18 protein-coding genes are annotated in these 22,810 nt (G+C 70.5%); 4 read left to right on the top strand and 14 right to left on the bottom strand.

Going from position 1 to position 22,810, the window contains the following annotated elements:
* Nucleotides 1-49: 49 nt before the first annotated feature.
* The 3 genes from SY2F82_RS10270 to SY2F82_RS10260 all read right to left on the bottom strand — a co-directional run bounded on the left by SY2F82_RS10270 (nucleotide 50) and on the right by SY2F82_RS10260 (nucleotide 4,868).
* Nucleotides 50-2,311 (bottom strand): glycosyltransferase family 39 protein, encoded by a 2,262-nt coding sequence (locus SY2F82_RS10270; RefSeq protein WP_200418717.1) that lies wholly within the window; start codon nucleotides 2,309-2,311, stop codon nucleotides 50-52.
* Nucleotides 2,312-2,511: 200 nt separating this feature from the next.
* Entirely contained in the window at nucleotides 2,512-3,414 is a 903-nt protein-coding gene (gene mqnP, locus SY2F82_RS10265) for a menaquinone biosynthesis prenyltransferase MqnP (RefSeq protein WP_200418716.1), read from the bottom strand.
* Complete coding sequence (locus tag SY2F82_RS10260) at nucleotides 3,411-4,868, bottom strand: menaquinone biosynthesis decarboxylase (protein ID WP_200418715.1); 1,458 nt, start codon at nucleotides 4,866-4,868, stop codon at nucleotides 3,411-3,413. The genes mqnP and SY2F82_RS10260 overlap by 4 nt, the downstream gene beginning before the upstream one ends.
* Before the next feature lie 187 nt (nucleotides 4,869-5,055).
* On the opposite strand from SY2F82_RS10260, the gene SY2F82_RS10255 reads away from it, so the two are divergent.
* Entirely contained in the window at nucleotides 5,056-5,454 is a 399-nt protein-coding gene (locus SY2F82_RS10255) for a PLD nuclease N-terminal domain-containing protein (protein WP_200418714.1), read from the top strand.
* A 26-nt stretch (nucleotides 5,455-5,480) separates the two neighbouring features.
* On the opposite strand, the gene SY2F82_RS10250 is transcribed toward SY2F82_RS10255, so the two are convergent.
* Nucleotides 5,481-6,458, bottom strand: a complete 978-nt coding sequence (locus SY2F82_RS10250) for an isopenicillin N synthase family oxygenase (RefSeq protein ID WP_200418713.1) — start codon at nucleotides 6,456-6,458, stop codon at nucleotides 5,481-5,483.
* A gap of 156 nt (nucleotides 6,459-6,614) precedes the next feature.
* On the opposite strand from SY2F82_RS10250, the gene SY2F82_RS10245 reads away from it, so the two are divergent.
* Together SY2F82_RS10245 and SY2F82_RS10240 are read left to right on the top strand one after the other, a co-directional pair.
* Entirely contained in the window at nucleotides 6,615-8,732 is a 2,118-nt protein-coding gene (locus SY2F82_RS10245) for a hypothetical protein (RefSeq protein ID WP_236041336.1), read from the top strand.
* 103 nt (nucleotides 8,733-8,835) lie between these two features.
* Nucleotides 8,836-10,377: an ABC transporter substrate-binding protein gene (locus tag SY2F82_RS10240; protein WP_200419397.1), complete on the top strand. Its 1,542-nt coding sequence runs from the start codon at nucleotides 8,836-8,838 to the stop codon at nucleotides 10,375-10,377.
* On the opposite strand, the gene SY2F82_RS10235 is transcribed toward SY2F82_RS10240, so the two are convergent.
* From SY2F82_RS10235 to hemL, 8 genes are all read right to left on the bottom strand, one after another.
* Nucleotides 10,374-10,793, bottom strand: coding sequence for an SRPBCC domain-containing protein (locus tag SY2F82_RS10235; RefSeq protein WP_200418712.1), 420 nt, complete (start codon nucleotides 10,791-10,793; stop codon nucleotides 10,374-10,376). The two genes, SY2F82_RS10240 and SY2F82_RS10235, sit on opposite strands and share 4 nt — an antisense overlap.
* Nucleotides 10,794-10,912: 119 nt before the next feature.
* The gene (gene ccsB, locus SY2F82_RS10230) at nucleotides 10,913-11,995 is read right to left on the bottom strand and encodes a c-type cytochrome biogenesis protein CcsB (RefSeq protein WP_200418711.1); all 1,083 of its coding nucleotides are present in this window, start codon (nucleotides 11,993-11,995) and stop codon (nucleotides 10,913-10,915) included.
* Nucleotides 11,992-13,896 carry a cytochrome c biogenesis protein ResB gene (locus SY2F82_RS10225; protein WP_200418710.1) on the bottom strand — a complete coding sequence of 635 codons (1,905 nt, stop codon included), beginning with the start codon at nucleotides 13,894-13,896 and terminating at the stop codon, nucleotides 11,992-11,994. The genes ccsB and SY2F82_RS10225 overlap by 4 nt, the downstream gene beginning before the upstream one ends.
* Nucleotides 13,897-13,899: 3 nt before the next feature.
* Nucleotides 13,900-14,670 (bottom strand): cytochrome c biogenesis CcdA family protein, encoded by a 771-nt coding sequence (locus tag SY2F82_RS10220; protein ID WP_200418709.1) that lies wholly within the window; start codon nucleotides 14,668-14,670, stop codon nucleotides 13,900-13,902.
* 1 nt (nucleotide 14,671) lies between these two features.
* Entirely contained in the window at nucleotides 14,672-15,307 is a 636-nt protein-coding gene (locus SY2F82_RS10215) for a TlpA disulfide reductase family protein (protein WP_200418708.1), read from the bottom strand.
* A gap of 66 nt (nucleotides 15,308-15,373) precedes the next feature.
* A complete protein-coding gene (locus SY2F82_RS10210) occupies nucleotides 15,374-16,690 on the bottom strand; it encodes a hypothetical protein (RefSeq protein ID WP_200418707.1) in 1,317 nt (438 codons plus the stop codon).
* A gap of 241 nt (nucleotides 16,691-16,931) precedes the next feature.
* The gene (locus tag SY2F82_RS10205) at nucleotides 16,932-17,621 is read right to left on the bottom strand and encodes a histidine phosphatase family protein (RefSeq protein WP_200418706.1); all 690 of its coding nucleotides are present in this window, start codon (nucleotides 17,619-17,621) and stop codon (nucleotides 16,932-16,934) included.
* Nucleotides 17,618-18,937 carry a glutamate-1-semialdehyde 2,1-aminomutase gene (hemL, locus tag SY2F82_RS10200; RefSeq protein WP_200418705.1) on the bottom strand — a complete coding sequence of 440 codons (1,320 nt, stop codon included), beginning with the start codon at nucleotides 18,935-18,937 and terminating at the stop codon, nucleotides 17,618-17,620. The genes SY2F82_RS10205 and hemL overlap by 4 nt, the downstream gene beginning before the upstream one ends.
* 139 nt (nucleotides 18,938-19,076) lie before the next feature.
* On the opposite strand from hemL, the gene SY2F82_RS10195 reads away from it, so the two are divergent.
* Nucleotides 19,077-19,757 (top strand): hypothetical protein, encoded by a 681-nt coding sequence (locus SY2F82_RS10195; protein WP_200418704.1) that lies wholly within the window; start codon nucleotides 19,077-19,079, stop codon nucleotides 19,755-19,757.
* A 217-nt stretch (nucleotides 19,758-19,974) separates the two neighbouring features.
* Here the strand turns inward: SY2F82_RS10195 and SY2F82_RS10190 are convergent, their stop codons facing one another.
* Both SY2F82_RS10190 and kdpB read right to left on the bottom strand, forming a co-directional pair.
* Nucleotides 19,975-20,643: a potassium-transporting ATPase subunit C gene (locus SY2F82_RS10190; protein ID WP_200418703.1), complete on the bottom strand. Its 669-nt coding sequence runs from the start codon at nucleotides 20,641-20,643 to the stop codon at nucleotides 19,975-19,977.
* A 21-nt stretch (nucleotides 20,644-20,664) separates the two neighbouring features.
* Entirely contained in the window at nucleotides 20,665-22,791 is a 2,127-nt protein-coding gene (gene kdpB / locus SY2F82_RS10185) for a potassium-transporting ATPase subunit KdpB (protein WP_200419396.1), read from the bottom strand.
* Nucleotides 22,792-22,810: the final 19 nt, after the last annotated feature.

Here is a 22,810-nt window from a genome sequence, read left to right as displayed (position 1 = left end):
GAACGGCCCCTCCGCCCGCGAGCGGAGGGGCCGTCCCGGCGCGGGCCGGTCAGTGGCCCGGCGTGCACCGGTACAGCGTCTGGGCCGCGGCCGCTCCGCCGGCCGTGCCCGGGGCGGCGGAGTCCGCGCCGCCGTACGCCGAGGCCGGGACGGGGGTGCAGGCGGAGCGGACCCAGTCGGTGATCCGCGCCGTGGCCGTCGTCCCACCGCCGCCGCCGAACGGTGCGCCCGTGCCGCGGCCGGCGTCCAGCAGCACGTACCGCACCTTGCCCGTGTCGACCAGCTCCCGGAACTGCGCCTCGGTCGGGAACGGCACCCTGCCGCTGAACCCGCCGAGCGGCAGGACGTGGGCACCGGTGGCGAGGATGTACGGGGACGCGCCGTTCCAGCTTGTGGTGGCGAACACGTAGGCGGCCGAGCCCTGGTGCGCGGTGGTGTAGTCGAGCACCTCCCGCTGGGTGGCGGTGAGCCCGCCCTCCACGCCGATGCCGCCGAAGCCGCCCACGCCCCCGAATCCGCCCACGCCGCCGAAGCCGCCCGTGCCGCCGCGGGTCGCCCTGGTGCCGCGCGTCGCGCCGCCGCCCCAGGCCGGGCGGCCCGTCCGGCCGGCCGCCGAAATCACCGAGCCGTGGCCGCGGTTCGTGGCGGAGGGACCGACCGCGCCCATGCCGGAACTGCTGTAGGAGGGGTTGAACACCTGCACCGCCCACGCGCTCGGCGCGAGCAGCACCGCCGTGAGGGAGGCCGCCAGCCCGGCGAGGGCGAGCCGGCCGCCGGACGGCGTACGACCCGGACGGGCCCACACCAGCAGGACGACGGATCCGAGACCGAGCACGCCCACCGCGGGCGCCAGCCACGGCAGGAACGACGGGAACTGGCCGGCGAGGTACGCGCTCCACGCCGCCGTCGCCGCCACCGCGCCCGGCAGCGCCCATGCGCGACGGCCGCCGGCGCGGTAGGCGCGCCACAGCAGCGCGACACCGCCGCCGGTGAGCGCGGCGAGCGGTACGGCGATCACGCCCATGTAGTACGTGTGGCCGGCGACGCTTCCCGCGCTGAAGACCAGGAAGTACGTGGTCAGCCACGTACCCCAGAGGAGGAACCCGGAACGGGTCCGGTCGGTGCGCGGCCTGCCTCGGCGCCACAGGAGACCGCAGACGACGGCGACGGCGGCGATCGGGTAGAGCCAGCCGGTCTGGGAGGCGAGTGAGGTACCGAACATCTTCGACCAGCCGTTCTGGTCACCGCCCCGGCCGCCGGTCCGGTGCACTGCGTTGGTCCCGGCTCCCAGGGCGTCCCGCGTACCGGTACGGCGGTACTGGGCGCCGACGCCGGTGCCGCCCGTCCGGTCGGCCCCCTGCCCCGGACCTGCCCCCTGCCCCAGGCCCGTCCCCTGCCATGGGCCGCCCCGGCCGCCTCCGCCGCCCTGCGTGGCGCTCACGCTCCCCGTGGAGGCCGCGCTGATGCCGAGGGAGGAGAAGCGGTTCAGGAAGTTGTAGCCGACCACCATGCTGAACGCGGAGTTGTTGGTGGTGCCATCCACATAGGGCCGGTCCTTGGCGGGGGTGAGGGTGACGGCGAGCATCCAGGACGCCGACACGGCGGTCGTCACCACCGCGGACACGCCGAGGTGCGCCAGCCGCCTCCGCAGCGTGATCGGGGCCGAGAGCAGGTAGACCAGGGTGAGCGCGGGCAGCACCGCCCATGCCTCCAGCATCTTGGCCTGGAAGCCGAGCCCGACCCACACACCGGCGAGCACCAGTGGGCCCGGTCGGCCGTCCCGGGCGGCACGCTGGGTGGCCTCGGCCGCCAGCAGCAGACACAACGTGAAGGCGGGGTCCTCGACGGCGGTGCGGAAGAGCCCCACGGCCACCGGTGTCAGCAGGAACGCCGTGCAGGCGATCAGCGCCGCGTTCACGCCTGCCCAGCGGCGCACCAGCCGGTGCAGGACCAGCAGGCTCGCGACCCCCTCGAGGACCTGAGGAAGGATCAGCGCCCACGGATGGAATCCGAAGATGCGGGCGGAAAGCGCCTGCGGCCACAGGAATCCCGGCAATTTGTCGAGGGTGATGGAATTCCCGGGGTCGAAAGAGCCGTAGAAGAAAGCCTTCCAACTCTCCGTCATGCTGCGGACGGCGTTCGCATAGAACGTGTGGTACTGGCTGTGGTCGATCCCCCATGCGTAGAGCACGGCGGCGAGCACGATGATGACCAGCAGCGCCGGGCGCGCGTATGCCGGCTGATCCGCCGGCGAACGCCACGGCGCGCGGCGAACGGCACCGGTGGGCGGGGTGAGGACTGTCGTAGCCATGCACAGCAGTCTTGGGGCACAGGGCGCGCCCGCCCCACCGAAAAGGCCCGTTTCAAGAAAATTCTCGCCAGAATCAGGACGATTCTTTAACCCGACCGGGCGGCATTTCACTCCGCGAAGTGCCGTCCGTTACCAGCCCTGTACGTACGCCGATCACATGAATGACACAGTGGACGCACAGCTTTTGAGCTGCACGGCATTCAGGCCGTCAGCCCGCGGGTCAGGAGATCCAGCAGCGCGCACCCGAACAGGGCGATGCCGATGAACCCGTTGACGCTGAAGAAGGCCCGGTTCAGGCGGGTCAGGTCGTGCGGGCGGACGATCGTGTGCTCGTAGAGGAAGGCGCCCGCCACGATCACCAGGCCGAGCCAGAAGAAGAAGCCGGCGCCGGTGACGACCGCGTACCAGACGAACAGTGCCGTGGTGACGGCGTGACAGGCGCGGGCGCCCCAGATGGCCGCCGGGATGCCGAAGCGGGCCGGTACCGACAGGACGCCGATCTCGCGGTCCGTCTCCACGTCCTGGCAGGCGTAGATCAGGTCGAAGCCGCCGATCCAGATGCCGACGGCGAGGCCGAGGATCACCGCGTCCCAGTCCCACCTGCCGCTGATCGCGAGCCAGCCGCCGATGGGGCCCATCGCCTGGGCGAGACCGAGGATGGCCTGCGGGAAGTTGGTGAACCGCTTGCCGTACGGGTACACCACCATCGGGATGACCGCGATGGGGGCGAGCGCCAGGCACAGCGGGTTGAGCAGGGCCGCGGCGCCCAGGAAGAAGACCAGCGCGATCAGGGCGCCGGTCCACGCGTGCCGCACCGTCATCGCGCCGGTGACCAGCTCGCGTTGGGCGGTGCGCGGGTTGCGGGCGTCGATCTCGCGGTCGATGATCCGGTTCGCGGCCATGGCGAAGGTGCGCAGTCCCACCATCGCGACGGTGACGAGGAGCAGCCGTCCCCAGTGGATGTTCCGGTCCCACTGGTACATCGCGGTCAGTGCGGCGATGTACGCGAAGGGCAGGGCGAAGACGGAGTGCTCGATCATCACCAGGCGCAGGAACGCCTTGGTGCGTCCGGGCTGCGGGATCGCGGCGGAGGCGCTGCTCACAGGCCGTACTCCTTCCAGCGGCGGGTGACCTTCGCCGCCGTATCGGGGTCGGACAGGACCATGTCGGGCCAGCCGCCGTCCCTCGTGTAGCCCTCCTCGGGCCACTTCTTCGTGGCGTCGATGCCCGCCTTGCCGCCCCAGAACTGCTGGTAGGAGGCGTGGTCGAGATGGTCGACGGGGCCTTCGACGACGGTGAGGTCCCGGGCGTAGTCCGTGTTGCCGAGGGCGCGCCAGGCGACCTCGTGCAGATCGTGGACGTCGCAGTCGGAGTCGACGACCACGATCAGCTTGGTGAGGGACATCATGTGGGCGCCCCAGACGGCGTGCATCACCTTCTGGGCGTGCTTGGGGTACTTCTTGTCGATCGAGACGATCGCGCAGTTGTGGAAGCCGCCCGCCTCGGGCAGGTGGTAGTCCACGACGTCCGGCACGATGATCTTCAGCAGGGGGAGGAAGAACCGCTCCGTCGCGCGGCCGAGCGGTCCGTCCTCCGTCGGCGGGCGGCCCACGACGATCGACTGGAGCAGCGGGCGGCGGCGCATGGTGACGCAGTCGATGGTCAGCGCCGGGAAGGGCTCCTGCGGGGTGTAGAAGCCGGTGTGGTCGCCGAACGGCCCCTCCGGCAGCATCTCCCCGGGCTCCAGCCAGCCCTCCAGGACCACCTCGGCGTTCGCCGGGACCTGGAGGGGCACCGTCTTGCAGTCGACCATCTCGATCCGCTTGCCCGCGATGAAGCCGGCGAACAGGTACTCGTCGATGTCGCCGGGCAGCGGCGCGGTGGCGGCGTACGTCACGGCGGGCGGGCAGCCGAAGGCGATGGCGACCGGCAGCCTCTCCCCGCGCCGGGCCGCCACCTGGTAGTGGTTGCGGCTGTCCTTGTGGATCTGCCAGTGCATGCCGATGGTGCGCCTGTCGTGGCGCTGGAGGCGGTACAGACCGAGGTTGCGGATCCCGGTCCCGGGGTCCTTGGTGTGGGTCAGCCCGAGGTTGAAGAAGGAGCCGCCGTCCTTGGGCCAGGTGAACAGGGCGGGCAGGGTGTCGAGGTCGACGTCGTCGCCGTGCAGCACGACTTCCTGGACGGGCGCGTTGTCGGCCTTCACCTTCCTGGGCGGCACGTGCGCCATCGCGCCGAGCTTCCCGAAGGCCTCGCGCACCCCGACGAACCCGTGCGGCAGCTCGGGCCTCAGCAGGCCGCCGATCTTCTCGGAGATCTCGTCGTACGACTTCAGGCCGAGGGACTTCAGCAGCCGCCGGTCGGTGCCGAAGACGTTCATCGCCAGCGGCATGCTCGACCCGCGCACGTTCTCGAAGAGCAGCGCGGGACCGCCGGACTTCTGCACCCGGTCGACGATCTCCCCGACCTCCAGATAGGGGTCGACCTCGGCTTTGATGCGCTTGAGGTCTCCCTCGCGCTCCAGCGCCCGGAGCAGGGACCGAAGATCGTCATAAGCCATGCGTCCCAGTATCGCCGAGACCCGGTGCAGAACTCCGGGCACCCCGGCGGTTCGGCCGGGGGGTCCGGCCGCGCGGAGCGGCCGGGGGGCAGCGCCCCCGGAACAGCACAGCGGCCGCCCGCTACCCTGACCCCGTCACCGGGGCCAGTCGCACGCCCCTCGCCGTCTCCTGGGGGATCGCACCACCATGTTCAGGTATCTGCCGTTCCTGCTGGTCCTGGCGCTGTGGATATACGCCTTCATCGACTGCCTGAACACCCCCGAGGAGCAGGTGCGCGGGCTGCCCAAGGTGGTCTGGGTCATCATCATCCTGCTCTTCGGCGAGGTGCTGGTCGGCCCGATCGCCTGGCTGGTGGCCGGCAAGCACCGCGGCCCCGCCCCGGCGTACGGATCCACGCCCTCCGAGTGGCACCGCAACCACCGCAGCGCCTTTGTCGCACCCGACGACAATCCCGAGTTCCTCAGGTCCCTCAAGGAAGAGAACAAGAAGGACGAGGCCCTGCTGAAGGAGTGGGAGGCCGACCTGCGCCGCCGCGAGGAGGAGCTGCGGCGGCGGGAGCGGGGCGAGGGGCCCGCGGCCGACTGACGGAACCCGGGCTGCTCCAGTGGGCCTCAGTTCACCGTGATCGAGTCCAGCTTCTCCCGCAGGTACACATGCGAGTCCACCGGCTCGTACGCCACCCTGCCCACCGGCGCCGGAACCGACTCCACGATCGTCCCCGGGGTGCACTCGCCGAAGTAGACCAGGGACATCAGCTCCTCGGCGGGAGCGTCCACCGGCGGTGGCAGGACGCGGTGGCGGCCCGAGCGCCAGCGGTCACCCGTCCAGCGGGCCATCAGGTCACCGATGTTGATGGTGAACGCCTCGGGGTCGTAAGGGGCGTCCTCCCAGCCGCCCTCGTCCGTCCACACCTGCAGGCCGCCCCTGCCCGCCTGCCGGTCCAGGATCGTGACCGTGCCGAAGTCGGTGTGCGGGCCGATGCGGAACTGGCCCGGCTCCGGCTCGCCGACGACGTCCCTACCCGGGTACCAGTTGATGTTGAAGCCGTAGGTCGGACGGGCCATGTGCCGTGTGAAGAAGTCCGGTTCCAGGCCCAGTGCCTCGCCGAGCAGCGACAGCAGACGGTTCTCCAGCTCCGCCATCCGCGCCAGGTACTCCTCGCACAGCCCGCGCAGCTCCGGCACCTCCGCCGGCCAGACGTTCGGCGCGTACCACTCCGCGTCGATCTCCGGGTCCTCGAACGGCTCCTGCGTCGCGAAGGTCAGTGACTCCTTCAGGTCGGGCGGTGTCTCGGTGCCCTCCGCGTAGCCGTTGGCCTCCGTGCCGGGGCCGAGCCAGCCGCGCCCGCCGACCCGGGCCGCGTACTTCTCCTTGACCGCCACCGGCAGTGTGAAGAAGGTCCGCGCGGCCTCGCGGATCCGGGTGCGCAGGGACGGGTCCACGCCGTGGCCGGTGACCAGCAGGAATCCCGCGGTCTGGAGGGCTTCGTCGACGGTGCGGGCGATGCGGGCGCGGGCGGCGGGGTCGCCGTGCAGCCACGGCCGCAGGTCGATGGTGGGGATACGGGGATCGGTCAGGGCCTCGGTCATCGTCGTCCTCGTTCCGCAGACTTTCGCAACCAGACGGTCATCGTGCGCTCCGATCCGGATCAACTCCCCGTTTTTCAACGGTGGTCTGGGTATACCTCACTTCTGGGTACAGCTCACAGCAGCACAGCGAAGCGGACCGCGCCGGGGGGAGATGCGGTGGACGACAGACGGCTGCACGGCCGGGAGCCTCTGTTCGACACCGAGCCGCCCGGGTTCGCCTCGCGGCTCGTGGGTCTGCGCCCCCACCAGCTCCGCTCCTGTCCGTACGAGCACGACGCCGACCTGCCGTTCGTGGTGTTCGCGGGCGGTCGCGGACTCGGCAAGAGCGCGCTGCTCGACGAGGTGCGCGCCGCCTACCAGGGGCACACGCCCGTCGCGCTGATCGACGGTGAGGAGCCGCAGTTCGCGGGGCCGCCGCCGGAGCGGCCCGGCGAGGTCTGGTCGCCGGTCGCGCAGGCGCTGACCACCGTCGCCGAGCAGCTCGCCGAGCCTGTCACGGGCGCCCGGCGGATCGGGTTCCCGCGCCTCGCCTCCGGGCTGCTCGCGGTCGCGGCGGGCGGCTGGGGCGACCGGGACGTACCGCGCATCCGGCAGGAGGCCGAGCGGATCCTCCTGCTGAACGACTCCCGGTCCTTCCTCGACGGCTTCGCGGGCCGCTGGGTGAGCAAGGTGGTCGCCAAGCTCATCGCGTCCATGTCGAACACCGGGCCCGTCGTCGAGCCGATCATCGAGGCGACCCTGGAGTCCTTCAGCGAGGGCGTCTCCCCCACCCACCGCCGGCTGCGCAGGGCGGCCACCTGGTACCGCGACTATCCGAACGCGGGCGGCAACCCCAAGCTGGGGCTCATCCTGCTGTCCGGGCACTTCCGGGCCGGCGGCGACTCCCGCACCCACGCCGAGCGCCATCTCGTGCGGGCCCTGCTGGCCGACCTCGACGACGCCTACGCGGGTGTGGTGCAGCGCTCCCGCCGCGTCGGCCGCCCGGTGATCCTCATCGACAACGTGCAGGAGCCCGCCGGACGCGGCCTGCTGGAGTGCGTCCTGCGTGACCGCGCGGACGGCATCCGCGACCAGGTCGTCTTCTTCTCGGCTCTGCGCGGCCACACCCACCCGGCCCTGCGCAACGCGGCCCGCCGCACCCTGACCGAGGTCGCCCGCACCACCGGCTGGGAGCCCGGCGCCTCCCCGTCCTCCCGGGCGCTGCTCGTGTCGCTGCCGCCGCTCAAGCCCGACGACACCCTGCACATCGTGGGCGCCGTCTGCCAGGGCGTCGACGTACCGCCCCAGCTCCCGCACGCCACGCACCGGCTCACCGGCGGCAGCCCGCTGGGCATCACCCTGCTCGCCGAGTCGGCGCGGCAGAACCTGCCGCGCGGGGCCGCGTCCCTCGGCGCGCTGCTCACCGGGGACGTCACCGTCCACGACGACCACGACGGCCGCCCCGCCTACCAGGAGCTGCTGGACCGGCTGGTCCCGGGCGGCCGGCTCGACGAGCTGACCGTGCTCGCGGCCGCCCACGACCGCACGTCCGCGCTGGCGCTCGCCCGGGACCGCCTCCCGGACGACTTCGGCGCGGCGGGGGTGCTCGGACTGGAGGAACGGCTCGCCGCGGAGGGCTGGCCGAGCGCGCCGGGACAGTTCGTCGGGGACCCGTTCCTGCGCACGCTGCTCCTGCTGCGGCTGCACCACCTCGACGCGGGCCACGCCCAGTGGCAGGCGGCGCACCGCGCGCTCGTCGACCACTACGGCGAGCAGGGCGGGGCGGACGCCGCCCGCTACCGGTTGCATCACGAACTCGCCCTGGGCAAGGCGGACTTCGCCGTGGCCCATCTGCGCGACACCTTCACCGGCACGGATGTCGGCACCTGGCTGTCCGCGCTGGTCTTCATCGCGTCCGCGCCCTACTACCACGCGCACGACCCGGAGGGCCGGGACTTCGACGGCGGTCACGACCACGACCACCGGGCCGCGGTGGCGCTCGGCCGTACGGATGCCGAACAGCGGCCGCCGCAGGGCGTGGACCCCGTCCTGCACCTGCGGGTGCGGCGGCTGCTGCACGCGGTGTGGCAGCTGACCGATCCGCTGGTGCTGCCCGATGTGAAGGTGGCCGAACGGCTGCGCTTCGAACTGGAGCAGCTGTCGAACCTGCGTCCCTCGGGCACCGCCCTGCTGTGGCGTGCCTCGCGGGACTGGCCGACGGACGCGCTGGCCGGACGGACCCTGCGCATCCCCGGCGACGGCGAGGACGGGGACGGGGACGGGGGCCGGGGATGACCGGTATGACGGCGGGCCGTTGCGGTCCGTGGGGCGGGGGTGTTCCGGGTGGTCCCGGTGGCCGGGGCGGTCCCCGCGGACCGTACGAGAACGGGGGGCGATGATGGCGGCACGCTGGTGGACCTGGCTGCGCGAGGACGTCTGGGAGATCCGCTTCCGCCGGTATGCGGCGCTGCTGCTCGCCGCCGTGCTGGTGGCCGGCACCGCGTGGGCCGTCGTCACCTACGTCGGCCGGCAGCCCTCCTGCGCTCCGGGCGTGGCCCGCCTCGACGGCGGCGACTGCGTGGGCGTGTCGACGACGGCGTACGACTTCGGGCAGCGTCGGTTCGCCGACGTGGTGAAGGCGGTGTACCGGGAGAACGACCGTCTGAAGTCCGGCAGTTACGTCACCGTCGCGCTCTTCGAGCCGTTCACCGCGAGCGACCCGGACAGCGTGGACGACACGCTGCACGAACTCCAGGGCGCCTATCTCGCCCAGTACCGGGCCAACCATGACGCGACCGGGGAGACCCCCCAGATCCGGCTGGTGCTCGCCAACACCGGCCGGGACGGGTCCTACTGGCCGCGTGTGGTCGACCGGCTGACGCTGATGGCCGAGGGCGCCGACCGGCTGCGGGCGGTGACCGGGATAGGGCTGAGCACCGACAACAACCGTGCCGCCGTCAAGGAGCTGACCCACCGCGGCATCCCGGTCGTCGGCTCCTCCATCACCGCCGACAGCCTCGCCAACGGGGCCGACGGCAAGGACCCCTACCCGGGGCTCGCCCGTGTCGCCCCCACCAACAGCGACTCGGCCCGTGCGCTCGCGTCCTTCGCCCGGGTCTCCGGGGGCAGGGCGCTGCTGGTGTACGACAAGCCGGGCGACCCCTACACGCGCACCCTGCAGAGCGCGTTCGAGAAGCTGGTGGCCGGATCGCCGTACCAGGCGCAGCCGTTCACCCCGCCCGTGGACCGAACGCAGGAGGGCACGACCGCGAACCAGTTCCGGCAGATCACCCAACTGGTGTGCGACACCCCGAAGACCACGGACACGATCCTGTTCGCCGGGCGCCACACCCAGCTGCGGCAGTTCGTCAACGCGCTGGGCGCGCGCGGCTGCATGGACCACCGGCTCACCGTGCTCACGGGCGACGAGGGCTCGTACCTCAACGGGGACAAGCGCCTCGACTGGAAGGCCCTCACGCGGAACCTGTCCGTGCGCTACACCGCGCTCGCGCATCCCGACGCGTGGAAGAAGGAGACGGCGCGGACCGGCGGCAGCGCGGCGGACGCGCAGGAGCTGGACGGCCTGATCGCGCGTGGCACGAAGCAGCCGGTGGGGCCGATCGGTCCGGTGGATCTCGCCGACGGGCAGCTGACCATCGCGTACGACGCCATGCGGCTCGCGGTGCAGGGGATGCGGGAGGCCACGCCGACCGGCGACGCGGTGCCGGCGCTGGCGGACGTGGTGAACGAGTGGGCGTTCATGAAGGGCTCGCACCGGGTCGACGGGGCGAGCGGCTGGATCTGCCTCGACGTGCACGGGAACCCGTACGACAAGGCCGTACCGATCGTGGAACTCACCCCGGACGGGGGTGCGCGGTTCGTGCGCATCGCCTGGCCGGAGGGCCGTCCGCCGGCCAAGGAGTGCCTGCCCCCTGCCTAGGCACCGTCGTCAAGAGCCGGGGCCAAGGACCCCAGCAGGCGTTCGAACCGTTCCCGCCAGCCCGGGTCCCTGTCCTCCCCGCTCTCGTGCGTGAACCGCACCGTCGTCCCCGTCGGGCGGCCCGGCTCCAGGTGGAAGCGGATGCGGCCCCTGCCCGCCACCGTGTACTCGGCGACCCGTTCCACGTCCCAGGCCGTGATCCGGCCCTCGGCCGGGCCGTCCGGGAGCCGCAGGCCCACCGCGCCGCCGAGCCGTGGTTCGAACGGCTCGGCGGGGGCCAGCCACTCCGCGAGGCCGGCGGCGGAGGCCAGCACCGGCCAGACGTCCTCCACGGGGCGGGGCAGGCGCAGCAGGTAGTGCCGTACGTAGGCGTCCCCCCGGTGCTCGGCTGTGCCCTCTTCGATGGGATCGGTCATGACACCAGCCTCGCTCCCGAGGGAGCGTTCCGCACGCGTTACGGCCGCTCGCCCGCGTGCACGGCGAAGGCCGGTTCCCCCTGACCCGCGTCCGGGGAACCGGCTTTCGTCGCAGGGACTCAGACGCCCGCGTACGAGTGCTTGCCGCCCACGAAGATGTTCACGCCGTAGTAGTTGAACAGCCAGCAGCCGAAGGCGATGAGCGCGATGTACGCCGCCTTGCGGCCCTTCCAGCCGGCCGTGGAGCGGGCGTGCAGGTAGCACGCGTAGGCGACCCAGGTGATGAACGCCCAGGTCTCCTTCGGGTCCCAGCCCCAGTAGCGGCCCCAGGCGGACTCCGCCCAGATGGCGCCCGCGATGATCGTGAACGTCCACAGCGGGAAGACGGCGGCGTTCACGCGGTAGGAGAACTTGTCGAGGGACGCCGAGGACGGCAGCCGCTCCAGGACGGACGTGGCGAAGGTGCCGGGCTTGCCGCCGCTCGCCAGCTTGTTCTCGTAGGAGTCCTTGAACAGGTACAGGATCGTGCCGACCGCGCCGACGTAGAAGACCGCGCCACAGATGATCGCGGTGGAGACGTGGATGTACAGCCAGTACGAGTGCAGGGCCGGGACCAGCTGGTCGCTCGCCGTGTAGAGGACGGTGACGGCGAGGCCGAGGTCGAGCAGGACCGTGGTGGTCAGGAAGAGGCCGAGCCAGCGCACGTTCTTCTTCAGCGCCAGCAGCGTGAGGTAGACGCCGACGGCGACCGTGGAGAACGTGATGTTGAACTCGTACATGTTGCCCCACGGCGCCCGCTCCACGGAGGCCGCACGGGCGATGACGCCGCCCAGCTCCACGAGGAAGGCGAGCAGGGTGAGGGAGATGGCGATACGCCCGTAGAGGTCGCCCTGCTCGTCACCGCCGTGGGCGCCGGGGCCGTCCGGCACGTCACGGGCGCCGGCCACGGCCCGGGTGACGACCTTGGGCCGTTCCAGGACCGCGGTGCCCCCCGCCTTGTTGACCGTCACCGCGGGCCCGGCGGCCTTCCGCCCGGCCTCGGTGGTGAGCGCGTTGGCCGTGCGGGCGACCTTGCTGCGGCTGCCGAAGAGCCATTCGGCGATGTACGCGAAGAAGGCCAGGGTGTAGACGGCCATCGCGGAGTAGATCAGCGTGTTGCTGATGTTCGCGAGGTGTTCGTTGGTGGCGGTGGCGAGGGTCACTTTTTCTGAGCCCCTTCAGCGGCAGGTACGGGGGTTGCGGCGTCCGGCTCCTGTTCGGGGTCGGCGTCGGGGGTCGTGTCGTCGGCGGTCTCGTCGTTCTCGGCGGACTCGACGGTCTCGTCGCTCTCGTCGGTCTTCGTGGGTGCCTGCTCGTGGACGAGCGCGGCCAGGTCACCCAGCTCCTCGGGCACCTTCGCGGACTCGCTGCGGCCGAGGCCGGCCATCTCGACGACGGTGACGCCGTCGGCCCCGGTCGTCGCGCGCACCCACACGCGGCGGCGCTGGATGAACAGCGAGGCGGCCAGGCCGAAGATCGCGGCGATCGCGCCGCCGAGCGCCCACCCGGTGCCGGGCTGCTGCACCACCTGGAAGCCGGCCCACGACTTGATCTGCTTGTCGAAGGTGATCGAGCCGTTCCCGCCCGGCAGCTTCATGGTCTCGCCGGGCAGCAGACGGGCCTTGACGATGTCGCCCTTGGCGTCCTTGAACGGCTTCAGGCCCCTCGCCTTGGTGTCCAGCTGGTACACGTTCTGCGGGATGCCCGCGTTGACGCCCAGGTCGCCGTGGTACGCGGACACCGCGAGCACCGGGTAGTCGAGCGCCGGGAACTGGGAGAACATCGTGCCCTGGCCGGCGCCCGCGAAGGTCGGCACGAAGAACGCCGGGAAGCCGAGCTGCTCGGACTGGCCCTGGGCGTTCTTGTAGCCGTCGAGGACCTTGACGGCGCCCTGGGAGGTCACGTTGGAGTCGATCGGCAGCAGCGGCACGGCGTCATGGAAGACGACGTTCCCCTTGCCGTCGCGGACGGTGACGACAGGCGCGTAGCCGTGGCTGACCAGGTACACCTTGGCGTCGCCGATCACCAACGGCTCGTTGACCTTGATGGTGGTCTTCTTGTCCTTGCCGTAGGCGCCCACGCTGTAGGTGATGTTCGCCTGGTAGGTGCGCGGGGTGCCCTTGTTGGGGCCGTTGCGCTCGTAGGTGCCGGTGAACTTGTCCAGGGTGAAGCTGAACGGCACCAGGTTGTCGTCGCTGAAGAGGTTGCCTGACTTGAAGTCGTCGTACTGGGTGAGGGTGTTGGAGAAGCCGTCGCCCTCGACGATCAGCTTGTTGCCCTCCGTCTTGTACAACTGGCCCCAGGCGAAGGCGACCAGCATCACGACGAGCGCGATGTGGAAGACCAGGTTGCCGGCCTCGCGCAGATAGCCCTTCTCGGCGGCCACCGCGTCCCCGATGGGGGTCCCTCCCTGCTCGAGAGAAGCCGAGAGCTTGGGGGAATGCGCGCGGAAGCGGCGGCGTCCCAGAACCGCCAGCGCGGCCTCGCGGACCTGCTCGGGGTCGGCGTCGGTGCGCCAGGTCGCGTACGCGGGCAGCCGGGTCAGCCGCTTGGGGGCGGCCGGCGGACGGCCCCTGAGCTGGCCGGTGAACTGCCAGGTGCGCGGGATGATGCAGCCGATGAGCGAGATGAACAGCAGGATGTAGATCGCGGAGAACCACACCGAGCTGTAGACGTGGAACAGCCCGAGCTTGTCGTAGATCTGGCCGAGCGTCTTGTGCGAGTCCTTGAAGTCCTGGACCTTCAGCGCGTTCTGGCCGGTCTGCGGGATCAGCGAGCCGGGGACCGCGGCGAGCGAGAGCAGGAACAGCAGGATCAGCGCGACCCGCATGGAGGTCAGCTGCCGCCAGAACCAGCGGGCCCAGCCGATGATCTCCCGCGCGGTCCAGGTGATCCAGCCCTTGGCGCCGGGGGCGCGGGAGCCGCCGAAGGAGCCGGGCACAGCCGTCTCGACGGGGGCGGTGGACAGTTGCGACCCGGCCTCGCCGAGGTCGGCCTCACTGTCCTGCGCCAGGATCTCGGGGGCCTCTTCACTGTGCACGTCGGTGCTCCGTGTGTCGCTCATGGATCAGACCCCCACCGTGAAGCCGTCGGACCAGCTCTGCATCTGCTGCACGATGCCGTCCCAGGCGCCGGTGACCAGCAGCAGCCCGGTCGCGATCATCATGCCGCCGCCGATGCGCATCACCCACTGGTAGTGCCGCTTCACCCAGCCGAACGCGCCGAGCGCCTTGCGGAAGGCGACGGCGGCGAGCACGAAGGGCACGCCGAGGCCGAGGCAGTAGGCGATGGTGAGGAGGGCGCCGCGACCTGCGCTGCCCTGGTCGGAGGAGAGCATCAGCACCGAGGACAGGGTCGGGCCGATGCACGGGGTCCAGCCGATGCCGAACAGCGCGCCCAGCACGGGCGCGCTGACCAGACCCGCCACGGGCCGCTTGTGGAAGCGGAACTCCCGCTGGGTGAACCAGGGCATCGCCCCCATGAAGAACAGACCCATGAGGATCATGAAGACGCCCAGCACCTTGGACAGAACGTCCTTGTGTTCCTGGAGCGTCGAGCCGAAGAACCCGAACAGCGCCCCGGTGGAGACGAACACGGCGGTGAAGCCGAGCACGAACAGGGAGGCGCCCGCGACCATCCGCCCGCGCCGGGCCTCGGCCAGGTCGGTGCCGGTGACCCCGGTCACATACGACAGATAGCCGGGCACCAGCGGCAGGACGCACGGGGAGAAGAAGGAGACGAGACCGCCGAGCAGGGCGACGGGGAGGGCGACCAGCAGGGCGCCGTTGAGCACCGTGCCGTTGTAGCCCTCGGCGGCGAGCGTGGAGACGGCCGTCACGTCACTTCTCCGCGAGGACCGGGTCGAGCATCTCGCGCAACTTGTCCTCGGTGAGGGCCTGCAGTGTGCGCGCGGCGATCTTCCCGTCCCGGTCGATGACCAGCGTGGACGGGATCGCCTGCGGGTTGAGCGTGCCCTTCTTGAAGCGGAGCATCAGCTTGCCGGTCGGGTCGTACAGGCTCGGGTACGTGACCCCGTACTGCTGCTCGAAGGCGCGGGCCGGACCGGTGCTGGTGTCGCGGGTGTTGATGCCGACGAACTGGACGCCCTTGCTCGCCGTCTCCTTGGCGACCTTGACGAAGTTGGGCGCCTCGGCGCGGCAGGGCGGGCACCAGGAGCCCCAGACGTTGATGACGACGACCTTGCCCTTGTAGTCGGCGACGTCGAGCTTCTTGCCGTCGATGGTGGTGCCGGACAGGTCGGGGGCGTCGGCCCGCTCGCCCTTCTTGACGGTCGCGATGCCGTCCTTGCCGGTGATGAAGTTGGTGTTGCCGGAGCCCCCCGAGGTGCCGCCGGACCCGCAGGCGGACAGGACGAGCGCCGCGACGGCGGCCCCGGCGGTGGCCAGGACGGCGCGTCGGCGGCTGCGGCTACGGGTGCGGTTCAGGCGCTGGGGGGCGCGACAGGCGGCACTCATGTGAAAAGTTTCGCATGTCCGTTCCGGGGATCTTGCGCACCCCCCTTGTGGGCGGAAACCCGCATTTCAGGCGGGGTTCGATGGGGTCCCCGAGGTGCCGCCCGAGGTCTTCTTGCCGGCACCGGAGGTTTCGGAGAGAAACGCCTTCCAGCCGCCGGCCGGCGCCTGCCCGACCCCGAGCGTGCGCAGCTTGGCCACGATCTCGGGCCGCTGCACGTCGATCCAGTCCGTGAACTGCCGGAAGGAGACGATGCGGACGTCGGCGCCCTTCTCCTTCTCCCGAGCGATGTGCTTGAACGCCTCTTCGACGGCGTCCATGTAGATGCCGCCGTTCCAGTGCTCGAAGTGGTTGCCTATGAAGAAAGGTGCCCGGTTTGTCTCATACGCCCGCTTGAATCCGGCTATGTAGGCCTGTGCCGCCTGCTGGCGCCAGCCCGGGTAGTTGTACGCGGGCGCCTTGGTCGAGTTCTTCGACTGGTTGGCCATGATGTTGTAGTCCATGGACAGCACCTGGAAGCTGTGCCCCGGGAACGGGATCGCCTGGAGCGGGTAGTCCCAGAGCCCGTGTCGCTTCGTCGGCCACACCTGATTGCCGCCGGGCGAGGAGGCGTCGTAGCGCCAGCCCAGTTCGCGGGCGGTGGGCAGCAGGTTGTCCTGGCCCAGCAGACAGGGCGTACGGCCGCCGACCAGCTCCTTGTCGTAGTCGAAGGGCAGGGGCGGCATGTCGTGCCAGCCGGTGTTGGTCTTCCACTCCTTGACGAAGGCCTTGGCCTGGTCGATCTCGCTGCGCCACTGCTTGGGCGTCCACCACTTGACCGAGCCGTGAGCTTCGCCACAGAAGTGGCCGTTGAAGTGGGTGCCTATCTCGTGGCCTTCGAGCCAGGCCCGGCGGACGTTGGTCAGCGTGGCCTTGACGTGGTCGTCGCTGAGGTAGCCGATGTCGGAGGCGCCCGGCGCGTTGTTCGGCGGCAGGTACTTGCGCTTCTTCGACTCCGGCAGCAGGTAGATCCCGGAGAGGAAGAACGTCATGTGCGCGCCGTGCTCCTTGGCGAGGTCGAGGAAGCGCGGGAAGAGGCCGTTGCCGACCTCGCCGGCGCCGTCCCAGGAGAAGACCACGAACTGCGGAGGAGTCTGGCCCGGCTCCAGCGGCACCGGCTTGTCCGGCTGGTTCGGCTGCTTGCCGGTGTCGGCGGTGGAACCGTCACCCAGCGGACGAGCGGTGGCCGTGGGGCTGTTGCCGGGGCCGCCGGAACCGTCGGATCCCCCCTTGCCGGAACCGTGGGCGGGACTCGCGCCGTCATGCTGGGTACCGCACGCGGCGAGTCCCATGGCCGCCGCCCCCGCGCCGAGTCCTATCAGTCCCCGTCGGCTGATGTCCCGCATTCCGTCCCCATCTCATAGCGCCCTCTCAGTGGTCGCACAGTGAGAGGGCGCGATGGAGAGGCAGGTTCCGCTGAAACCGCATACCAGGAGCGGATTTTACGAAGATACTGCCTGATACCAGGACTGGATACGTCTTGTGGCGAAGCGTACGCCGAGCCGTCAACCGTAGGGCGTGGAACGTTTCCCCTCTTCCGCCGTCAGGCCCTGTGTTCCGCCGTCAGACCCTGGGTCCCACAGGCTTTCAGGCCCCGAACGCCTTGCTGTTCCCGGGAGCGGACTTCCCCTTCGCCGGCTTGGCACCCGCGCGCAGATGCGGCGGCACCAGGTCGCGGGCCGGCTCGGTGTAGCCCACCGACACGATCTTGTCGCCCTGGTACGTGAACGTGGTGAGGGAGGCGAGCGTGCACTGCCGCTTGCGCGGGTCGTGCCACAGCCGCCGCCGCTCCACGAAGCTGCGCACGATCCAGATCGGCAACTGGTGGCTCACACACACGGCCTCGTGCCCGCGCGCGGCGTCCTTGGCGGCGTTCAGCGCCGCCATCATCCGGACGACCTGCTCCACATACGGCTCGCCCCAGGACGGCTTGAACGGGTTGACCAGGTGCTTCCAGTTCTCGGGCCGCCTGAGCGCCCCGTCCCCGACGCCGAAGGTCTTCCCCTGGAACACGTTGTCGGCCTCGATGAGCCGCTCGTCGGTGGCCAGATCGAGACCGTGTGCCTTGGCAATCGGGGTGGCCGTCTCCTGCGCCCGCTCCAGCGGGGAGGAGACGACATGGGTGATGTCCCGCGAGGCCAGGTGCTCGGCGACCCGCTCGGCCATCTGCCGGCCGAGCTCGGAGAGGTGGTAGCCGGGCAGTCTCCCGTAGAGGATTCCGTCCGGGTTGGCGACCTCGCCGTGCCGCATCAGGTGGACGACTGTGATGTCGCTCATGCCGCGGTTGCCTCCGCTGCTGCCCGGGCCGCCGCCGGAAGGGCGTCGGCGATCCGCTGGATGGCCCGCTCGTCGTGCGCGGTGGAGACGAACCAGGACTCGAACGAGGAGGGCGGCAGGTAGACGCCCTGGGAGAGGAGGGAGTGGAAGAAGGCGGTGAACCGGAAGGACTCCTGCGCCTTGGCGTCCTCGTAGTTGCGCACCGGCCGGTCGGTGAAGAACACGGAGAACATGTTGGAGGCGTTCTGCAGCTGGTGCGCCACGCCCTCCTTGCTCAGCGCCTCCGTGACGAGCGTACGGATCTCGGCCGAGACGGCGTCGACCTTGTCGTACGCGGCGTCGTCGAGCAGCTTCAACTGCGCGAGGCCGGCGGCGGTGGCCACCGGGTTCCCGGAGAGGGTGCCGGCCTGGTAGACGGGCCCGGCCGGCGCGAGGTGCGCCATGACGTCCTTGCGGCCACCGAACGCGGCGGCGGGGAAACCGCCGCCCATGACCTTGCCGAAGGTCATCAGGTCGGGCTCGACCCCGTCGACGCCGTACCAGCCGGCCCTGCTGGTGCGGAACCCGGTCATGACCTCGTCGGAGATGTAGAGGGCGCCGTTGTCCCGGCACAGGTCCTTGAGCCCCTGGTTGAACCCGGGCAGCGGCGGGACGACGCCCATGTTCCCCGGGGACGCCTCGGTGATCACGCAGGCGATCTCGCCGGGGTGCGCGGCGAAGGCGGCGCGGACGGCCTCGAGGTCGTTGTAGGGCAGGACGATCGTGTCGCCGGCCTGGGCGCCGGTGACACCGGGGGTGTCGGGCAGCGCGAAGGTGGCCACACCACTGCCCGCGGCGGCCAGCAGCGAATCGACGTGCCCGTGGTAACAACCGGCGAACTTGATCACCTTGGACCGCTGGGTGAACCCGCGGGCGAGCCGGATGGCGGACATGGTGGCCTCGGTGCCACTGGAGACGAGCCGGACCTGCTCGACGGGCGCGACCCGGGCGACGATCTCCTCGGCGAGAGCGACCTCGCCCTCACCGGGCGTACCGAAGGAGGTACCGTGGGCGACGGCATCCTGGACCGCGGCGATCACGTCCGGGTGGGAGTGCCCGAGGATCATCGGCCCCCAGGAACACACGAGATCGACATATTCGCGTCCATCGGCGTCGGTCAGATACGGACCATTACCGGACACCATGAACCGGGGCGTACCGCCCACGGCGCGGAAGGCGCGCACCGGAGAGTTCACGCCGCCGGGCGTGACGACCGCCGCGCGCTCGAAAAGAGTCTGCGAAACTGGGGCTTCGTACGGATAGCTCACACTAGCCATGGTGTCAGAGGCCTCGAAGATCCTGCGGACAGGTGGTTGAACGCACGTTTCGGCGGGCGGCCGCGGGGGAGGTCACTGACACGATGATCGGGTTGCGCGGCGGGGGCCACGCGTCCTAGAAAAGCAGTCGGGTGGAGATATGCATCGCGGTGGCGGACTGGGCGAAGGGACCGATGACCTCGGTCCTCGGCGTGCCCGGCGGGGAAGGCACCGGCGCGACGCGGAGGAAACGAGCGAGACACGTCAGACGCAGGGTTCACAGGGTGGTCCTGTCGGTCCCGGTGGTCCTGAGCGAATCGACCGACTGACGCGTATGGATGGCATGGACCATGTGAACCGTAGGCGGGATCGGCTCGGGGCAGGAAGCGGGAATGGTGGTCGGGTGGGGGTGACGTACAAGTACTTCGGCGCGCCGGACGGCGCCACGGCGGCCCGTGTCCCGATCTCGATGCGCCCCGAGGAGCTCGGTGGTGACGAGCTCGGCATGGGCGGCATGTTCACCAAGATCAAGCCGGAGACGATGGCGGCGATGGTGCTCACGGGCATCGAGGGCGTCCCGCTGCACAAGGTCCCACCGCTGGAACTGGTGGTCCTGCACCCCGACTACGCGGTCGTCAAACTCCCCATGACGGTCGTGGATCCACTGCGCGGCATCGGCGAGGAACAGGTCGGCGCGGCGGCCTTCATCTGGTCGACGGTGCCGGACCGGGGCGGCCCGCGGGACGCGTTCAACGTGTACCAGTTGCTGCACGAGTGGCAGGACTTCTCGCATCGGCTGCATGAGGCAGGGCATCAGCCGTATTGCCTGGTGTGGCCCTGACCTCGACTTTCGCGTGTTTCGGGCGGGACTTTCGGGTCCCGCCCTAACGGCACCCACCTGCTGTTCGCCTGTTTTCCCGCCTCACTCCGGCAGTGCCGACCGGCCGGCCGACGCGACCACCGCCTGCGGCGACATGACCGCCCGCAGCCTTGGGAACCACCCTCGTGACCATTCCGGAGGGCGCGGACGAGACCCGCTGAGCCCGGCCGGGCCACCGTCAGTGCCTGCCCACAAGCTCCCTGAGTGCCATGTTGAGCTCCAGGACGTTCACGCGGGGCTCCCCCATGAAACCGAGGGTGCGCCCCTGCGTGTGGTCCTCGACCAGCTTCTCCACCTGGGCGACGGACAGGCCGTTCCTCTGGGCGACCCGGTGGACCTGGAGTTCGGCGTACTGCGGGGAGATGTCCGGGTCCAGGCCCGAGCCGGAGGAGGTCACCGCGTCGGCGGGGATGTCGGAGGGCTTGACCGTGTAGCCGGGCACCGAGTCGTCCTTGATGACCGCGGCACGGGCCGCCTTCACCTGCTGGACGAGCACCTCGTTGTCGGCCGCGAGGTTGGTGGCGCCGGACAGGATCAGCTTGTACCGGGTGTTGACGCTGTTGGTGCCGAGCCCGTTCGCCGGGCGGCCCTGGAACCACTTCAGGTCGGGCTCGGGACTTTGCTGTCCCTTCTTCAGCGGCAGGTCGTACGACTGCCCTATCAGGGAGGAGCCGACGACCCCGCCGTCCGCCTCGATCTTGGAGCCGTTCGCCTTGCCGGGGAACAGCCCCTGGGCGATCCCGGTGATCACCAGCGGGTAGACGACGCCCGTCACCAGGGTCAGCGCGAGAAGGGCGCGCAGGGCCGCCCCGAGCAGCCGGGCGGTGTTCGTGACCGAGTTGTTCATGACGATCAGCACGCTTTCGGTTCAGTGCAGCCCGGGGATGAGGGAGATGAGCATGTCGATGATCTTGATGCCGATGAAGGGGGCGATCAGGCCGCCGATGCCGTAGATGCCGAGGTTGCGGCGCAGCATCCTGTCCGCGCTCATGGGCCGGTAGCGCACGCCCTTCAAGGCGAGCGGCACCAGGGCGATGATGATCAGCGCGTTGAAGATCACCGCCGACAGGATCGCGGAGTCCGGTGAGGACAGGTGCATGATGTTGAGCCTGCCCAGGCCCGGGTACACCGCCGCGAACAGCGCCGGAATGATCGCGAAGTACTTCGCGACGTCGTTGGCGATGGAGAACGTCGTCAACGCGCCCCGGGTGATGAGGAGTTGCTTGCCGATCTCGACGATCTCGATGAGCTTGGTCGGGTCGGAGTCGAGGTCGACCATGTTGCCGGCCTCCTTCGCGGCCGACGTCCCGGTGTTCATGGCCACGCCGACGTCCGCCTGTGCGAGGGCGGGGGCGTCGTTGGTGCCGTCACCGGTCATCGCGACCAGTTTGCCGCCCGCCTGCTCCCGCTTGATCAGGGCCATCTTGTCCTCGGGGGTGGCCTCGGCGAGGAAGTCGTCGACGCCCGCCTCCTCGGCGATCGCCTTCGCGGTGAGCGGGTTGTCGCCGGTGATCATGACGGTCTTGATGCCCATGCGGCGCAGTTCCTCGAACCGCTCCCGCATGCCGTCCTTGACGACGTCCTTGAGGTGGATGACACCGAGGACGCGGGCGCCCCGTTCGTCCTGGACCGCGACCAGCAGCGGGGTGCCGCCCGCCTCCGAGATACGGCCCGCGATCCCGCCCGCGTCCTCGGCGACGGTGCCGCCCCGCTCCTCCACCCAGGCGATGACCGAACCGGCCGCGCCCTTGCGGATCTCCCTGCCGTCGACGTCCACCCCCGACATACGGGTCTGGGCGGTGAACGCGATCCACTCGGCGCCGGCCAGCTCGCCCTGGTGGCGTTCGCGCAGCCCGTACCGCTCCTTGGCGAGGACGACGACGGAGCGGCCCTCCGGCGTCTCGTCGGCCAGCGAGGAGAGCTGGGCGGCATCCGCCACCTCGGCATCCGTCGCACCCCTGACCGGCACGAACTCGGACGCCTGACGGTTGCCGAAGGTGATGGTGCCGGTCTTGTCGAGCAGCAGCGTCGAGACGTCACCGGCGGCCTCGACCGCACGGCCCGACATCGCCAGGACGTTGCGCTGGACCAGGCGGTCCATGCCCGCGATGCCGATCGCCGACAGCAGTGCCCCGATCGTCGTCGGGATGAGGCAGACCAGCAGGGCCACCAGCACGACCATCGTCAGGTGGGTGCCCGCGTAGTCCGCGAACGGCGGCAGCGTGGCGCAGGCCAGCAGGAAGACGATCGTCAGCGAGGCCAGCAGGATGTTCAGCGCGATCTCGTTCGGGGTCTTCTGCCGGGCCGCCCCCTCGACCAGGTTGATCATGCGGTCGATGAAGGTCTCACCGGGCCTGGTCGTGATCTTGATGACGATGCGGTCGGAGAGGACCTTCGTTCCGCCGGTCACCGCGGACCTGTCGCCGCCGGACTCGCGGATCACGGGTGCCGACTCGCCGGTGATGGCCGACTCGTCGACGGAGGCGACGCCTTCCACGACGTCACCGTCGCCGGGGATGATGTCGCCCGCCTCGCACACCACCAGGTCACCGATGCGCAGTGCGGTGCCCGCCACCCGCTCCTCGCCGTCACCGGCCAGACGGCGGGCCACGGTGTCCGTCTTGGCCTTGCGCAGCGTGTCCGCCTGGGCCTTGCCGCGGCCCTCGGCGACCGCCTCCGCCAGGTTGGCGAAGACGACGGTCAGCCACAGCCAGGCGCTGATCGCCCAGCCGAACCAGTCCCCCGGGTCCTTGAACGAGAACACGGTCGTCAGGACGGAGCCGACGAGGACCACGAACATCACGGGCGACTTGACCATCACCCACGGGTCGAGCTTGCGGAAGGCGTCCGGCAGCGATGTGAGCAGCTGCCCGGCGTCGAACAGGCCCGCGCCGACACGGCCCGCGGCGGGCTTGTGCGCGGTGGGCACGTCGCTGTGCGGCGCCCCGGTGGGGACGTCGCCGTGCGGCGCCCCGGTGGGTGTGGCTGTGGACATCGAGTCCTCTTGCTTGTCT

The organism is Streptomyces sp. Y2F8-2 (assembly GCF_014905555.1).
Taxonomy (GTDB): domain Bacteria; phylum Actinomycetota; class Actinomycetes; order Streptomycetales; family Streptomycetaceae; genus Streptomyces; species Streptomyces cynarae.
Note: the sequence above shows the minus strand (reverse complement) of the source record. Positions and strands in the feature narration are given on the sequence as shown.